Origin of the sequence: Centipeda periodontii DSM 2778 (assembly GCF_000213975.1) — a bacterium.
Classification (GTDB): Bacteria; Bacillota; Negativicutes; order Selenomonadales; family Selenomonadaceae; genus Centipeda; species Centipeda periodontii.
Genome location: NZ_GL892076.1, coordinates 1,713,196 through 1,727,217 on the forward strand (window position 1 = coordinate 1,713,196; position 14,022 = coordinate 1,727,217).

Here is a 14,022-nt window from a genome sequence, read left to right on the forward strand (position 1 = left end):
GTTCCCAAATGTATACCCACCAATGACATCTCTTCCCAATAATATTCCATTAACCGTCAGCTTATTCCCTGTGACATTGCGATTATCCGTCACTCCGGGAATATCATGTGCATTACCGGCGGCTGTCGGAGTCGGTGCCGGATGCCCCGCATCAACGAGCACATCTCCACCAGTTACATCAGCAGCGTGTACATGATTAAAAACAGCTGTCCCCCCCACGGACAGAGCCAACGCGATGAGAAGAGACAGCTGACGGCTAGATTTCATTCCCTGAAACATGATGTGTTCCCCCTATGTGATTATATTCCACCCATAATATCCGATAGTTCTATTGTCCTAAATATACTATCTCTCTCATCTGTTGTCAATCCCGTTTTAGGAATACAAATCTCTGCCGCACAAAAAAAGCCGCCCGATCACGAGCGGCTTATCATCTTCGATTACATATCGATCACGACGAAACCTCAACCCCATGCTCCTCTGCCATCTTCCGAATGGCTGCCTCCGGCAGCTCTGCCATCTGCGCCACTGTCGCAACCGGTGTTCCGGCACGAAGCATGTTCATGGCGATATGCGCGATGCCAAGCTGACGACCTTCACGGCGTCCCTCACGCCGCCCCTGGACGATTCCCTGCGCAATCCCTTCCTGGGTGGCACCCTCCAGTCCGGAGCGGTAATCCATCAGTGCCATCTGTCGGTTGACATAGCGCAGATACGCGTCCGGATCGCTCATAAATATCTTCTCCGCCTCCATCGCCTCTTTGATTGCAGGTTCACTCATCGCCAATTCCTCCTTTTCCTCTTTGGTCATTCTGTTTGCAAAGTATGCGAGCCACCGTTCCATCTTCGATGATTCGCGAATCGTCTTGTGCGGGGCTTTTATGTACTTTGGCAGTTCAATAAAGTGCAGTTCCATATCATTATTCAGTCGATCCCCGGTCTCGATGTTGTAGATGCTGTACATCGCAACGGGTTCCGTCTGCGGCAGAATTTCGAACGCGAGAAGGTTGATCGTGATCGCAGGACGCAGAAGGTTGTATCCCTCTCCGCGTGTCAGAGAAAGGAGGTACAGCCGTGCCCAATAAAAGAGTGTGCGGCGCTGCATATTGCGGTAGTTGATGACCTGAACCTCTACGTCAACGAGTTCTCCCGTATCCAGCTCACACGCGATGTCCAGACGTGACAGCTTCCCCTCGTCACTGTCGGGAGGCATCTCCGTCTGACGAAAGGTGATGTCTTTGATTTCATGCGCGAGGGATTTATGGAGTACGGTGTTGAGAAAATCAATGGTGATCTGTTTGCGCTCATCCTTACCGAAAATGAACTTGAACGCAACGTCATTCATTGGGTTGAATATTTCCATCTTGCTCATCGCGATCGCCTCCATTTATCCTTATTATAAAGTTTTCAGGCAGTTCCGTCAAACAAAAAGCCGCCCGATCACGAGCGGCTTATCATCTTCGATTACATATCGATCACGACGAAACCTCAACCCCATGCTCCTCTGCCATCTTCCGTATGACCGCCTCCGGCAGTTCTGCCATCTGCGCCACTGTCGAAAGCGGTGTTCCGGCACGAAGCATGTTCATGGCGATATGGGCAATGCCAAGCTGACGTCCTTGACTAATACCTTTTTTCATGCCTTGCTTCATGCCTTGCTTCATACCTTGCTTTATTCCTTGCTCTACCCCCGCTGCTCGCCCCTCCTTCCACGATCCCTCCATATCGCTCACATAGTCATGCTCATACTTCTCACGCTGTTCATATTTACGCCGCTGCCCCGCATCGCGCATGAACGCCTCGATCTTGTCCCATGCCGTGTTGATTGCCGCCTCGCTCATCGCAATCGCCTCCATTTCCTCATCACTGAGTTTGTTGCTGATAAAAGCCATCCACTTGTCCAGTGTCCGCATGCTGCGGATATCCTTCCGCGTTACTTTCGGTAGCTCCAAAAAGTGTATCTCAAGATCCTCGGTCAGCCGATGCACGCCTGTTTCGTCATAGAGTCCATACATATGGTGGAATCCCGATAGCGGCAGATATTCATAGCCGAGCAAATTGATCGCGACCGTCCGCCGCAAATTATCGTAGTTCTCGCCCCGCCCCAGCGTGCTCTGATACAGTTTTGCCCAGTAGTACAGACTGCGTTGTCCCATGTTCTGTCGCTTCTGCACTTGCACTTCGATATTGACCTGTGTTTCATCATTCGTCATACACAGGATATCAAGCGCAGATGCCTTTCCGTTCTCCTCCTCCGGATCGAGTTCTCGATCCGCAAAACGCAGATCAACAAACGCCTTTTCTCCCTCTAGTTCAAGTACTGCATTGATAAACGAGAGCGTGATTTCCTTATTTTCTTTATGTCCAAAGAGGAATTTAAACAGCAGATCGTTCAGTGCGTTAAAATCTCTCGTTCGCATAACGGAATCCTTTCTCTGTCAACGCTTCCTTTGTCCTTATTATAAAGTTTTCAGGCAGTTCCGTCAAACAAAAAGCCGCCCAATCACGAGCGGCTTATCATCTTCGATTACATATCGATCACGACGAAACATCAACCCCATGCTCCTCTGCCATCTTCCGTAAACCGCCTCCGGCAGTTCTGCCATCTGTGCCACTGTCGAAAGCGGTGTCCGGCACGCAGCATATTCATCCTATATGCACGATGTCTAACATGATCACTCGATGCCGTACTTCAAAAAAAGTTTTTTTCGGATTTCCTCGCTTTTACTTGCCTCTCGTGCCTCTTCCACTTTCCCCTCTTCAAGAAGCAAGGACATCAGGCGTGTCACGCGGCTCTCACCGCGTTTTTCACCACGCTTTTCACCGCGCTTTTCACCGCGCTTTTCACCGCGCTTTTCACCGCGCTTTTCGCCTTCTAACATGGCAGCCTGCAATCCGGAGCGATAGTCCATCAGCGCGATCTGTCGGTTGACGTAGCGGAGGTAATCGTCCGGACTGCTCATAAAGATCTTCTCCGCTTCCATCGCATCTCTGATCGCTGGTTCACTCATCGCCAATTCCTCCTTTTCCTCCTTGGTCAGTCTATTGGCAAAGTACGCGAGCCACCGCTCCATCTTCGATGATTCGCGTATCGTCTTATGTGGGGCTTTGATGTACTTTGGGATTTCAATAAAATGCAGTTCCATATCGCTGTTCAGCCGATCCCCGGTCGCGATGTTGTAGACGCTATACATCGCAACGGGTTCCGGCTGCGGCAGCAGCTCAAATGCGAGGAGGTTGATCGTGATCGCAGGACGCAGAAGGTTGTATCCCTCTCCGCGTGTCAGAGAAAGGAGGTACAGCCGTGCCCAATAAAAGAGTGTACGGCGCTGCATATTGCGGTAGTTGATGACCTGCACCTCTACGTCAACGAGTTCTCCCGTATCCAGCTCACACGCGATGTCCAAACGCGACATCTTTCCATCATCTCCGTCTGGTATCATCTCTGTCTGACGAAATGTGATGTCCCTAATCTCATGCGCGAGGGATTTGTGCAGGACGGTGTTTAGGAAATCGATGGTAATCTGTTTGCGTTCTTCCTTACCGAATATGAACTTAAACGCCACATCGTTCATGGGGTTAAATTTTTGCTGATCGATTTCTCCGCAATCATACTCTTTCGTCGACATAAAAGTCCCCCCACTATGTAACCTGAATTCCATGCTCCTCCGCCATTTTTTGTATGACCGCCTCCGGCAGTTCTGCCATCTGAGCCACTATCGCAATCGGCGTTCCCGCACGAAGCATGTTCATGGCGATATGCGCGATGCCAAGCTGACGTCCTTCACGGCGTCCCTGTTTTACTCCCGCCTCTCTCCCCTCCTTCCACGAGCCTTCCATATCGCTCACATAGTCGTGCTCGAACTTCTCACGCTGTTCATATTTGCGCCGCTGTCCTGCGTCGCGCATGAACGCCTCGATCTTGTCCCATGCCGTGTTGATTGCCGCCTCGCTCATCACAATCGCTCACTATCCTTGTATGCTGAGCCCATTATCTTTTGCCAGTTTTAATATCGCCGATTCTGGCATTTCCATCATCTTTATTTTTTGCATCAATGTGAAAAGCTATTTTATTTGCCTGAAAGCTAGGGAAGCACTGATAAATTCAGCACCGCCATCTTAGCGCATCTTTTTTGCCCGCTTTTTGTCGGCAAATCCTCCACATAGTTTTGGCTATGCGTCCGGTTTGCCTCCTCAATCGGACGAAAAAATCTACGCCAATCTGACGGACTTCATTTTATCAGCGATTCCCTAGCTATTTCAATGGTTACAGCACATTATTTATCTGCGAAGTTTGAGTTATGTTACAAAATAGAGACTCCATTTCTTTTTGCGAAATCACGCAATTCTTCCTCTGGCACATCTGCTATTTTTGCAGCGGTTTTCAGAGGCGTTCCTGCATTCATAAATTTCAATGCTGTACGCATTGTACCAATCATACGCCCCTCGGTACGTCCCTCAGCAATACCTTCTTCTCGTCCCTCGCGACGCCCTCGTTCAAAGCCCTCTGCAGCTCCTTCACGTCGTTGTTTTTGATATTCCATATAAAGTGTCACGAATTCTCGCCTCATTTCATCTTGTCGCTTGACACTCTCGACTTCCTGTGCCATTTCCTGTGTGAATCTGCTTCGCGCAGGCTTACCATCGACATATTGCAGGAAATCCTCCAGATCCTCATCTACACGCCCCTTGAGCCCCTTCGCATTCAAGAATATCTTCGTTGTCCCATCCCCAAGTTCGAGCTCCGGCTGTTCCATACACTGATTTCGAAACGTATAGATTCGTTCATCCATACCAAAAAGATCAAAGGTGCAGATGAATATGATGTACGTTTGGCGCAGGTCATCATAGTATACGCCCTTTCTAAGGAGATCCATATCGATCATTCCCTGATAGTAACGCGTCCGCCGTGCCAGTTCTCCGTCATGTCCTTCTTTTCCATGCCTCTAACGCCTCGGCTTCCCATTCTTTCTCCATTAAGTGACCCCCATTTCCATGATGAATCAATCTTATCTCTATTATAAGAAATTCAGAGTTTATGGTCAAATAAAAGAACACGCGGCACGAAGCAGCTCTATAACCTCACTTTCACTAAAGTCTCTCTGCCAACCGTTCCGCAAGCAGTGTATAACGCCGCCGCGTGCGGTCGTTGCTTACCGCCGTGAACAGCGCCGTACGGTCACCAACGATAATGACCCCCTTCTTTGCACGCGTCACAGCCGTATAGAGGAGGTTGCGCTGGAGCATGATGTGATGCGCGCGAACGAGCGGGAGGATGATGATGTCGTACTCGCTGCCCTGACTTTTATGAACGCTCATTGCATAGGCGAGGGTGAGTGCCCCGAACTCGTCGCGCGTATAGGAAACCTCCATATCCTCTGCGAATGCGACAACGAGATGCTCTGTGTCGATCCAACGAATGCGTCCGATGTCACCGTTGAACACATTCTTCGTGTAGTCGTTTCTCGTCTGCATGACCTTGTCGCCGAGGCGAAAGCCGACCGCCTCGGGCTTATCTGACGCAGGCGGGTTCAGCGCCGCCTGCAGACTTCGGTTCAGCATATCCACGCCGCATGCCTCACGCCGCATGGGTGAGAGCACCTGCATATCCATGAGGTCTGTCCCTGCTCGGAGGAGTCGTGTGCATATGGTGACGATCTGCGCAGCGGCATCCTCGCTCGATACTGCCGTTGCAAAGGAAAAATCCGCCTCTGTAAACGAGGGTACACGCCCGGCATTGATGGCGTGCGCGTTGAGTACGATGGTGCCCGTATTATTCTGGCGAAAGATTTCGGTCAGGCGGACACTCGGGATGACGCCGGAGCGCAGGATGTCCTTGAGCACGGAGCCCGGACCGACCGCCGGAAGCTGATCCACGTCGCCGACGAGAATGACGTGCGCACCCGGCAATACTGCGGTAAGAAGGTGCTGCATCAGCACAATATCCATCATAGATACTTCGTCAACAATGATGACATCTGCCTCAAGCTGCGTTTCGGCATCACGCGCAAAGCGCATCTCGCCGTCCTCCCTGCCCTGTGCCTCGAGCATGCGGTGCACGGTTGCAGCAGGATAGCCCGTTGCCTCTGCAAGCCGTTTTGCTGCGCGTCCCGTCGGTGCCGCAAGCATGATCTCAAGGCCCTGTGCGCCGAGAATATCGATGATGCTGCGCACGACGGTTGTCTTGCCTGTTCCTGGTCCCCCTGTCAAAACGAGGACACCGTGTTCCAGAGAAGCGATGACCGCCTCGCGTTGAGCGGCAGCAAGGTTGACATTATGCTCCGCCTCCCACGCAGAGACAAGCATACCTGCCTCATCGACATGGATATGCTCCGCCTTTCGCTGTAGCATACGCAGGAGGCGTGCCGTCTCCTCCTCCGCCTTGTAAAGCTGGGGGGAATAGATGAGACGCTCTCCCATCTCATCGACCGCATAAAGGCGGCTCATCTTAACCTCGCGCCCGATCACCTCCATGACCTCGCTCCGCATGACGCCAAGTCGCTGCGCCGCACGATCTGCGAGCATACCTTCCGGGATGCAGCAATGACCGCCCGAAGAGATCTGTGTGAGCTCATAGGAAAGCCCCGCTGCGATGCGCGCAGTGGAGTTCTTCTCCCAACCTGCGGCAATGGCAATGGTGTCCGCTGTGATGAAGCCGATGCCGTCGATCTCCTGCGCAAGACGGTAGGGGGATTTCTCCATCACCTCGACCGCAAGTGAGCCATATGCCTTAAAGATGCGTGCCGCATAGGTGCCGCTTACCCCGTGCTCCTCAAGCCAGAGCATGATGTCCCGCAGCTCGGACTGACGCATATAGGAGGCGACGATCTTCTCCACTGTTTTTGGGCCGATGCCCGAAATTTCCTTGAGGCGGCTCGGTGCGCGCTCAATGATTGCGAGTGACTCTGCCCCGAATCGTTCCACAATGCGCCGCGCCATCGCGGGACCGATGCCGTTGATCGTGCCGGAGGCAAGAAAGCGCTCAATGCCGCCCGCACTCGTGGGGGCACTGACGTGCATGCGCGCCGCCTGAAACTGGCGCCCAAAACGCGGATGCGTGACCCAGCTGCCCACAAGATGCACTTCCTGCCCGACGAGAGGGGCCACTCCCTTTACCGTCGCCGTACATTTCCCCTGCCCGTCCATGCGCATGCGAAAGACGGAGAACGCTCCGTCGCCGGCGGCGAAGATGATATGATCGACAACGCCCGCAAGCTCTTCCTCTGCAGCACGAAAGCCGAGGTTCTGTTGGAGCTCCATATCACGCCTCCGTCAGCTGTTCCCATTTTTCATAGCGCTGCATGATCTCGATCTCCTTTGCCGCATATGCCTCGGCAATGGCATGACTGCGCTCCGGATCCGCCTGCGTCTCCGGTCGGTTCATCTCGTACTCAAGTCCCTTGAGCTCCGCCTCTGCCATCGCGATCTCCGCCTCCGTGCGCTCGATCATCTCCTGCCGACGTGCGGCAGGGATGGCACTGTGTACTGCCGTCTTCGGTGTCGCAGATTTTTCTGCACGCTCTTTTTCCGCCTGCGCGGACGGTGGATTCTGCTGCTGCTTCTCTGCGGGGCGCGCTTCCTCTGCGAGTTCGGCTTCCGCCGCTTTCTTCATAAGATAGTAGCCGTAGTTGCCGAGATACTCCGTGATCCTGCCGTCTTTCAACTCAAGTGTGCAGTTCGCCGTCTTATCAAGAAAATAACGATCATGAGAAACAGCGATAAAGGTGCCCGGAAACGCCATCAGCGCCTCCTCCACTGCTTCGCGTGCAGGGATGTCAAGGTGGTTCGTCGGCTCGTCCAGCACGAGGAAGTTCGCGCCCGTCAGCATGAGTTTCAAAAATGCGACGCGTGCCTGTTCCCCGCCCGAAAGTGCACCGATCAGGCGTAGGACATCGTCGCCGTGAAAGAGAAACGCTCCGAGATATCCGCGCGCTGTTTCCTCATCCAGTCCGTAGGTATAGCAGATCTCATTGAGTACGGTCTTGCTCGGATCCAGTCCCTCATGCTGTTGGGAGAAGTAACCGATCTTGACGCGACTGCCAATCTTAAGCCGCCCCGTCGCCTCAAGCTCCCCAACGAGGATTTGCAGGAGGGTTGTCTTGCCGACACCGTTCTCACCGATAAGTGCCACACCGTCACCTTTACGGATGAGCAGGGAGATGTGATCGAGGATGCGCTGCCCACCCGGATAGGCAAAGCTGATGTCCTCGAGCTCCGCCACACGCTGTGCGCACTCCGTCGGTTTCACAAACGCGAAATACTTGAAGCGCGCCGCCTCGGGCGGCAGCACGATCCGCTCGAGACGATTCAGCTGGCTCTGCCGCCCGCGTGCCTGCTTCGCCTTGATGCCCGCCTTGTAGCGCGCAATGTACTCCTCAGTTTTCTTGATATGTGATTGCTGCTTCTCATAGGCGCTCAGGAGAGCCGCGCGGCGGTCGTTCTTCACACGCATATAATGCGTGTAGTTGCCCGTGTACGCCGTGACCTCTGCGTGATCGAGCTCCAGAATGCGCGTCGCAACGCGGTCGAGGAAGTAGCGGTCATGCGAGATCAGGAGAACGCCGCCGCGATAGGACTGTAGAAACTTTTCGAGCCACTCGATCATCCCAATGTCCAGATGATTCGTCGGCTCGTCGAGAAAAAGAAAGTCCGGCTCGCGCAGGAGGGCCTTTGCGAGGCAGATGCGTGTGGTCTGCCCGCCCGAAAAATGACGGACATCCTTCATGAGCTCCGCCTCGGAGAAGCCGAGCCCGAATGCGACGCGGCGAATGCGGCTCTCAAAGTCGTAGCCATCCATCGCCTCAAAGCGTGTGACGAGATTCCCGTATGCGGCAAGTTCCTCCGCACCAGCCTCCCCCGCAGCAATCGCATGCTCCATCTGCTCCTTTTCATCGCGCAGTGCGATGAGATCGGAGAATGCACTGCGCAGTTCCTCATAGAGCGTATCATGGGTAAACGTCGCCTGCTGCTCGACATAGCCGACGGTATCGGCACGATCCATCACCACCTGACCACCGTCGTTTTCTTCGCGTCCGAGCAGGATGCGCATCAGCGTCGTCTTGCCCGTGCCGTTCGCACCGACAAGCCCCACCTTGTCCCCGCGCATAACCTCGAAGTTCACGTTGGAAAACAGTGTACGTATGCCGTACGCCTTTTCGAGTCCGATCACCTTCAAACTTCCCATATTACTCTTCTCCACCCCCATGCACGGCATCCGGGCGGTAGTCGCGCCCGACGATCACGATCGCCTGCCGCTCGCCCGCCCCATCAACGGGCATGATCACACAGGGGAACGGCATGCCATAGAACAGATTCACATGCGACTCTGCCGTCATCACGGCGGTCTTGGGGCGATCTGAGACACTGCCAGTCTCCACGCTCGAGATGCGAAATCCCTTCGCACGCAGGGTATCGGCAATCTTCGCCCCCGCTCCGTCGATCCCGCTCGCATTGATAATCATAACAGTGATGTCATCCGCACGATCCTCTGTGCGCTCCTGCACCTTCGTCTGTTCGCTGTTCTTTTCCTCCAACGGCTGCTGCTTCTCTTGCTTTTCCCCTGCCTGCTTCTTCTCCGCTGCGCTGCGCTCTGCACGCTGCGCATTGATGGCACGGTCTCCCTCGGCGAGCAGTTCCTCGGATGAGGGCAGGAGCTCCCGCTCATCTGTTTTCGTCATCACGCGCAGGCGCTCCGGCATATTCGCGTGATAGGCAGTCGCATCGCGCTCCGCCGCCTCCTGCATGCGCTCCGGGAGCTGCTTACCAACGCCTGCAAAGAGCGCCCTTCGTGTTTCGATGAGATCGGGGATCCAATAGCTGATGTCTCCGAGATACGCGGGTACTCCCGCAACCATCTGCATGGACACGCCGCCCCGTTCGATATCCTTGAGCCGATTTGCGAGCGTCAGCAGTTGCCGTGTCGTCAGGTCTGTTTCGACCGCATTCTTGACCTCATCGATGACCGCCGCTATACGCGGGAGGACCTGCGGAGAAAGGATCTGCGTGAGAAGTGCCCGCATGAAATGCTGCTGACGCGCAATGCGTCCGATGTCTCCTTCGCCGTCGCGATAGCGCACGTACTGGATCGCCTGTGCCCCGTTCATATGCTGCATGCCGGGCTGGAGATCAATGACGAGCCCGCCGTCATCGTCCCACGGATCCTCATAATGCATCCGCTTTTCCACGTCAATATCAACGCCGCCCACGGCATCGACGATCCGCTCAAACGCCGACGTGTCGATCAGGATGTAATGCGTGACGGGAACCCCTACGAGTTTCTCGACGGCAGCGAGCGTCATCTCGTGTCCGCCGAATGCATAGGCATGGTTGATCTTGTCGTAGCCGTAGCTGCCGACCTCGATACGCGTATCACGCGGGATGGAGAGCAGTGTCGCCCGTCCATCCTCCTCATCAACGGCAGCGAGCATGAGCGTATCGCTGCGCCCGACATCACCCGCCCGACGGTCAACGCCCATGAGGAGGACATACCCCAGATCGTTCTCGGGCAGATCGGCAAATCCGTTCATGCTGCGCAGCGATCCGGACATGAAATAGCTGCCGAAATAGTAAATCGCGCAGACGAATAGAAAGGAAACTGCAAACACAGCCCCCGCATATTTGATAAACATGCGATCCTGCCCATCCGGCGAATGCTTTGATGTTTTCTGTGACACTCCGTGTAACGCCCTCTCCCGATGATTTCTTTACAGTATAACAGAAACAAAAGTTCCACGCAAATACAAAGCCCGCAAACTTCTCCATAAAGACGTATTACTCTTTACAAAACAAGGTATTTCATGTAAACTGAAAACGGATATTATATAGGCAGACGATCGCAATCAGGGAAGCTGTTCTTGCGGACAGTATGCGGCGTATACCTAAGAGAGCAAGGGGGGAAACGATGCTACGACTTCCTGTCTCGAAGTTAAAGGATGGCATGGTACTTGGGCAGAGTCTGTTCAATACCGCAGGGGGAAGCTATCTCGTCAAGGGACAGCCGGTTACGATTGACTATATCCGCCGCATGCAGCAGCTTGGCATCCAATCGGTTACCGTGACCTCTATGGATCCGAAGCACAAGCTCGCGCCGCCGCCGGATGTGATCGAGGAGAAGACGCGCGTCAATGCGATCAGTGCCGTCTACAACACATTTCAGTCCATCGAGGAAAACGGAACTCTCGATATACCGGCGCTGCAAAAGGTGACCGACTCGATCGTTTTCGGTCTCTTTGACAACCATGAAAACCTTGTCCAGCTCACGGACATTCGCACGCATGACGCCTACACCTTTGCACACAGCGTCAACGTCGCTGTACTCTCGGCAATGATGGGCATGCTCTGTCACTTACCGAAAGAAGATCTGTCTCTGATTACACTCGGCGGTCTCCTGCACGATCTCGGGAAAATCGAGGTGAACACAGAGATTCTCAACAAGAACCGCAGTCTGAGCAACAGCGAGTTCGACATCATGAAGAAGCATCCTGCCGACGGTGCGCGGCGCATCCTCAAGATGAAGGGGCTTCCAAAGTCGAGCATATTAGCGGCGATTGCAGGTCAGCACCACGAACACATCGACGGCACAGGTTACCCGCGCGGGCTCAAGGGCGATGAGATACACCGCTTCGCGAAGATCGCGGCAATTGCGGATGTCTACGATGCGCTGACGAGCGAGCGTCCCTACAAGAAGGCATATATGCCAAACATCGCTTACAACATCATGCACAACATCAGCAAGGGGCAGTTCGATCCGAAGCTTTTGGAGCTCTTCTTCAACAATGTTGCGCTCTATCCGGAGGGAGCCGTGCTCAAAACCACCTTCGGCTTTGCCGTCGTGAAGGAAAGCAAATTTGGGCGCACGACAACCCCCATCATCATCCTCTTTGCCGATGGCAACGGCAAACTGCTGAGTGAACGAAGGCTCATCGACCTCTCCGAGGAGAAGGACGGTGCCGCCTCCATACAGGTCGTTCCGACGGGCAACGACCTCTATCATTTCATCCATGAGCTTGGCGTCGATCCCACGTACTACCTCGAGGAAGAGCGTGCGAAGGATCGAGCGGCCGGAAAAACATCCTCGGGCGTACCCACTGCACCGCGTATGCACATGAGGTAAAATAATCACTGCAAAAAAACCGGACGATATCGTCCGGCTTTTTTGTGCGCATTATCTGCTTTTCTCTAGGGAATCACTGATAAAATAGACCCTCAGATTGGCGCAGATTTTTTCGTCCGATTGAGGCAGCAAACCGAACGCATAGCCAAAGCTATGTGGAGGATTTGCTAACGAAAAGCGGACAAAAAAGATGCGCTAAGATGGCGTGGCTGAATTTATCAGTGCTTCCCTAAAATCTTTTGCGCCATATCCTCCACAGTCACAGAACCCTCGACAGGATAGCCCACGGCTTCGAGTTTTCGCCCGAGCCGGAGGAGATGCGGTGCGGCGAGAGCGGCACGCGCGAGGAGATCATCCTGCTGAAACAGGACGCGCGGCTCCCCCTCTCCGATCACACGCCCCCCTGCGAGAATGACCATGTGATCAGCAACACGCAAGATATCCTCCATGCTGTGCGACACGAGCACAATGGTGACACCCCGCTCGCGATGGAGCATCGTGAGCATGGCAAGCAGTGCCTCGCGCCCGCGCGGGTCGAGTCCTGCCGCCGGCTCATCGAGCACAAGATAGCGCGGGGCAAGTGCGAGAACGCCTGCGATCGCAACGCGTCTGCGTTCCCCGCCCGACAGCGCGAACGGCGAGCGGTCACGGTAGCCGTCGGGCAGATGCACAAGCTCCATCGCCTCCTTGACACGGGCTGCAACGTTCTCGTCCGTCAGTCCCTGATTGCGCGGGCCAAATGCGATGTCCTCATAGACCGTCTCCTCGAACAGCTGATGCTCCGGATACTGAAAGACCATGCCGACGCGAAAGCGTGCCGTACGTGCCTCTTCCTTTTCTCTTTTGCTCTTCCCGTGAAGACGCACGCCGTCCACCGATACCCGTCCCGCCGTCGGCACGAGAAGTCCGCCGATCAACTGCATAAGCGTGGATTTGCCCGCGCCCGTTTCGCCTGCGATCGCCGTAAAAGAGCCCTCTGCAATCGTCAGCGAAACATCGTGCAGCGCCGTATACGAAAGCGGCGTATCCTCCATATAGGTGTAGGAAAGCGATTCTATCTCGATAGACAATGCAGCAGCTCCTCATCCGTTAATATATCCTGCGGGAGATCACGACCACCCCGCCTGAGGCGTTCCGCAAGGTCGGCAGCAAGCGGTACATCGAGCCCGAGCGCACGCACACGCTCGGGCTGCGCAAAGATTTCGCGCGGCGTCCCATCCATGACGATGCGCCCCGCATCCATGAGGACAATACGGTCTGCCGCAATCGCCTCTTCCATGAAGTGCGTAATATAGACAATGGTCATGCCCTGCTCGTCATGGAGTTTTTCGACTGCGCTCAGAACCTCTGCCCTGCCGCGCGGGTCGAGCATTGCTGTCGGCTCATCGAGGACGAGGCAATGCGTCTGCATGGCAATCGCCCCCGCGATGGCAATGCGCTGCTTCTGTCCGCCCGAGAGCAGATGCGGTGCTGCCTGCGCATACGATTCCATCCCCACGAGCGCAAGTGCATTCTGCACACGCGCGCGGATCTCCTCTGGCGGAACGCCGAGGTTTTCGGGACCGAACGCCACATCATCCGCCACAACAGCCGCAATAAGCTGATTGTCCGGATTCTGGAACACCATGCTGACCTCTTGGCGGATGTCCCACCGTCGCTCTTCATCCTTCGTATCCCAACCGCGCACAAGGCACGTTCCCTCTGTCGGAAGGAGAAGCGCATTCAGATGACGTGCGAGTGTTGATTTCCCAGAGCCGTTCGCTCCGAGTACCGCAACGAATTCCCCCGCAGTGATGGAAAGCGTGATGCCGCGCAGCGCCTCATGTCCCTCAGCTTCCCCACTCTGATAGATATGGGTGACATTCTCAAGTTCAAAAAACAGATCGGTATGTGTCATTTCGATCATCTCA

General features: G+C 54.6%; 14 protein-coding genes. 2 read left to right on the forward strand and 12 right to left on the reverse strand.

Going from position 1 to position 14,022, the window contains the following annotated elements:
- The 10 genes from HMPREF9081_RS14105 to HMPREF9081_RS07715 form a co-directional block, all read right to left on the reverse strand.
- The coding region (locus HMPREF9081_RS14105; protein WP_006306571.1) for a hypothetical protein at positions 1 to 279 on the reverse strand (279 nt) is incomplete at its 3' end.
- 172 nt (positions 280 to 451) lie between these two features.
- Positions 452 to 1,372, reverse strand: coding sequence for an Rpn family recombination-promoting nuclease/putative transposase (locus tag HMPREF9081_RS07680; RefSeq protein WP_245529862.1), 921 nt, complete (start codon positions 1,370 to 1,372; stop codon positions 452 to 454).
- 103 nt (positions 1,373 to 1,475) lie between these two features.
- On the reverse strand, positions 1,476 to 2,420 hold the full coding sequence (locus HMPREF9081_RS07685) for an Rpn family recombination-promoting nuclease/putative transposase (RefSeq protein WP_006306573.1): 945 nt from the start codon (positions 2,418 to 2,420) through the stop codon (positions 1,476 to 1,478).
- 63 nt (positions 2,421 to 2,483) lie between these two features.
- Entirely contained in the window at positions 2,484 to 2,606 is a 123-nt protein-coding gene (locus HMPREF9081_RS14725; RefSeq protein ID WP_280956276.1) for a hypothetical protein, read from the reverse strand.
- A gap of 69 nt (positions 2,607 to 2,675) precedes the next feature.
- Entirely contained in the window at positions 2,676 to 3,629 is a 954-nt protein-coding gene (locus HMPREF9081_RS07690; protein ID WP_006306575.1) for an Rpn family recombination-promoting nuclease/putative transposase, read from the reverse strand.
- Positions 3,630 to 3,642: 13 nt separating this feature from the next.
- Positions 3,643 to 3,957 (reverse strand): hypothetical protein, encoded by a 315-nt coding sequence (locus HMPREF9081_RS12790; protein ID WP_006306576.1) that lies wholly within the window; start codon positions 3,955 to 3,957, stop codon positions 3,643 to 3,645.
- Between the two features lie 347 nt (positions 3,958 to 4,304).
- A complete protein-coding gene (locus HMPREF9081_RS07700) occupies positions 4,305 to 4,916 on the reverse strand; it encodes an Rpn family recombination-promoting nuclease/putative transposase (RefSeq protein ID WP_280956283.1) in 612 nt (203 codons plus the stop codon).
- A gap of 175 nt (positions 4,917 to 5,091) precedes the next feature.
- Positions 5,092 to 7,260: an SF1B family DNA helicase RecD2 gene (gene recD2, locus HMPREF9081_RS07705; protein ID WP_006306578.1), complete on the reverse strand. Its 2,169-nt coding sequence runs from the start codon at positions 7,258 to 7,260 to the stop codon at positions 5,092 to 5,094.
- A gap of 1 nt (position 7,261) precedes the next feature.
- Positions 7,262 to 9,184 carry an ABC-F family ATP-binding cassette domain-containing protein gene (locus HMPREF9081_RS07710; RefSeq protein ID WP_040394818.1) on the reverse strand — a complete coding sequence of 641 codons (1,923 nt, stop codon included), beginning with the start codon at positions 9,182 to 9,184 and terminating at the stop codon, positions 7,262 to 7,264.
- Position 9,185: 1 nt separating this feature from the next.
- Positions 9,186 to 10,628: an LCP family protein gene (locus HMPREF9081_RS07715; protein ID WP_006306580.1), complete on the reverse strand. Its 1,443-nt coding sequence runs from the start codon at positions 10,626 to 10,628 to the stop codon at positions 9,186 to 9,188.
- Positions 10,629 to 10,900: 272 nt separating this feature from the next.
- Between HMPREF9081_RS07715 and HMPREF9081_RS07720 the strand changes: the two genes are divergently transcribed.
- Both HMPREF9081_RS07720 and HMPREF9081_RS14520 read left to right on the forward strand, forming a co-directional pair.
- The gene (locus HMPREF9081_RS07720) at positions 10,901 to 12,112 is read left to right on the forward strand and encodes an HD-GYP domain-containing protein (RefSeq protein WP_006306581.1); all 1,212 of its coding nucleotides are present in this window, start codon (positions 10,901 to 10,903) and stop codon (positions 12,110 to 12,112) included.
- A 119-nt stretch (positions 12,113 to 12,231) separates the two neighbouring features.
- Positions 12,232 to 12,345, forward strand: coding sequence for a secretion protein HlyD (locus tag HMPREF9081_RS14520; protein WP_071778226.1), 114 nt, complete (start codon positions 12,232 to 12,234; stop codon positions 12,343 to 12,345).
- On the opposite strand, the gene HMPREF9081_RS07725 is transcribed toward HMPREF9081_RS14520, so the two are convergent.
- Both HMPREF9081_RS07725 and HMPREF9081_RS07730 read right to left on the reverse strand, forming a co-directional pair.
- Positions 12,331 to 13,182: an energy-coupling factor transporter ATPase gene (locus HMPREF9081_RS07725; protein ID WP_006306582.1), complete on the reverse strand. Its 852-nt coding sequence runs from the start codon at positions 13,180 to 13,182 to the stop codon at positions 12,331 to 12,333. The genes HMPREF9081_RS14520 and HMPREF9081_RS07725 overlap by 15 nt on opposite strands.
- On the reverse strand, positions 13,167 to 14,018 hold the full coding sequence (locus HMPREF9081_RS07730) for an energy-coupling factor transporter ATPase (RefSeq protein ID WP_006306583.1): 852 nt from the start codon (positions 14,016 to 14,018) through the stop codon (positions 13,167 to 13,169). Before HMPREF9081_RS07730 ends, HMPREF9081_RS07725 begins: the two co-directional genes overlap by 16 nt.
- Positions 14,019 to 14,022: the final 4 nt, after the last annotated feature.

What these genes read in the sequence shown, in the direction of transcription:
- HMPREF9081_RS07680 (WP_245529862.1), bottom strand. Translation starts at nt 1,372, where the DNA reads ATGAGCAAGATGGAAATATTCAACCCAATGAATGACGTTGCGTTCAAG.
- HMPREF9081_RS07685 (WP_006306573.1), bottom strand. Translation starts at nt 2,420, where the DNA reads ATGCGAACGAGAGATTTTAACGCACTGAACGATCTGCTGTTTAAATTC.
- HMPREF9081_RS14725 (WP_280956276.1), bottom strand. Translation starts at nt 2,606, where the DNA reads ATGGCAGAACTGCCGGAGGCGGTTTACGGAAGATGGCAGAGGAGCATG.
- HMPREF9081_RS07690 (WP_006306575.1), bottom strand. Translation starts at nt 3,629, where the DNA reads ATGTCGACGAAAGAGTATGATTGCGGAGAAATCGATCAGCAAAAATTT.
- HMPREF9081_RS12790 (WP_006306576.1), bottom strand. Translation starts at nt 3,957, where the DNA reads ATGAGCGAGGCGGCAATCAACACGGCATGGGACAAGATCGAGGCGTTC.
- recD2 (WP_006306578.1), bottom strand. Translation starts at nt 7,260, where the DNA reads ATGGAGCTCCAACAGAACCTCGGCTTTCGTGCTGCAGAGGAAGAGCTT.
- HMPREF9081_RS07710 (WP_040394818.1), bottom strand. Translation starts at nt 9,184, where the DNA reads ATGGGAAGTTTGAAGGTGATCGGACTCGAAAAGGCGTACGGCATACGT.
- HMPREF9081_RS07715 (WP_006306580.1), bottom strand. Translation starts at nt 10,628, where the DNA reads ATGTTTATCAAATATGCGGGGGCTGTGTTTGCAGTTTCCTTTCTATTC.
- HMPREF9081_RS07720 (WP_006306581.1), top strand. Translation starts at nt 10,901, where the DNA reads ATGCTACGACTTCCTGTCTCGAAGTTAAAGGATGGCATGGTACTTGGG.
- HMPREF9081_RS07730 (WP_006306583.1), bottom strand. Translation starts at nt 14,018, where the DNA reads ATGATCGAAATGACACATACCGATCTGTTTTTTGAACTTGAGAATGTC.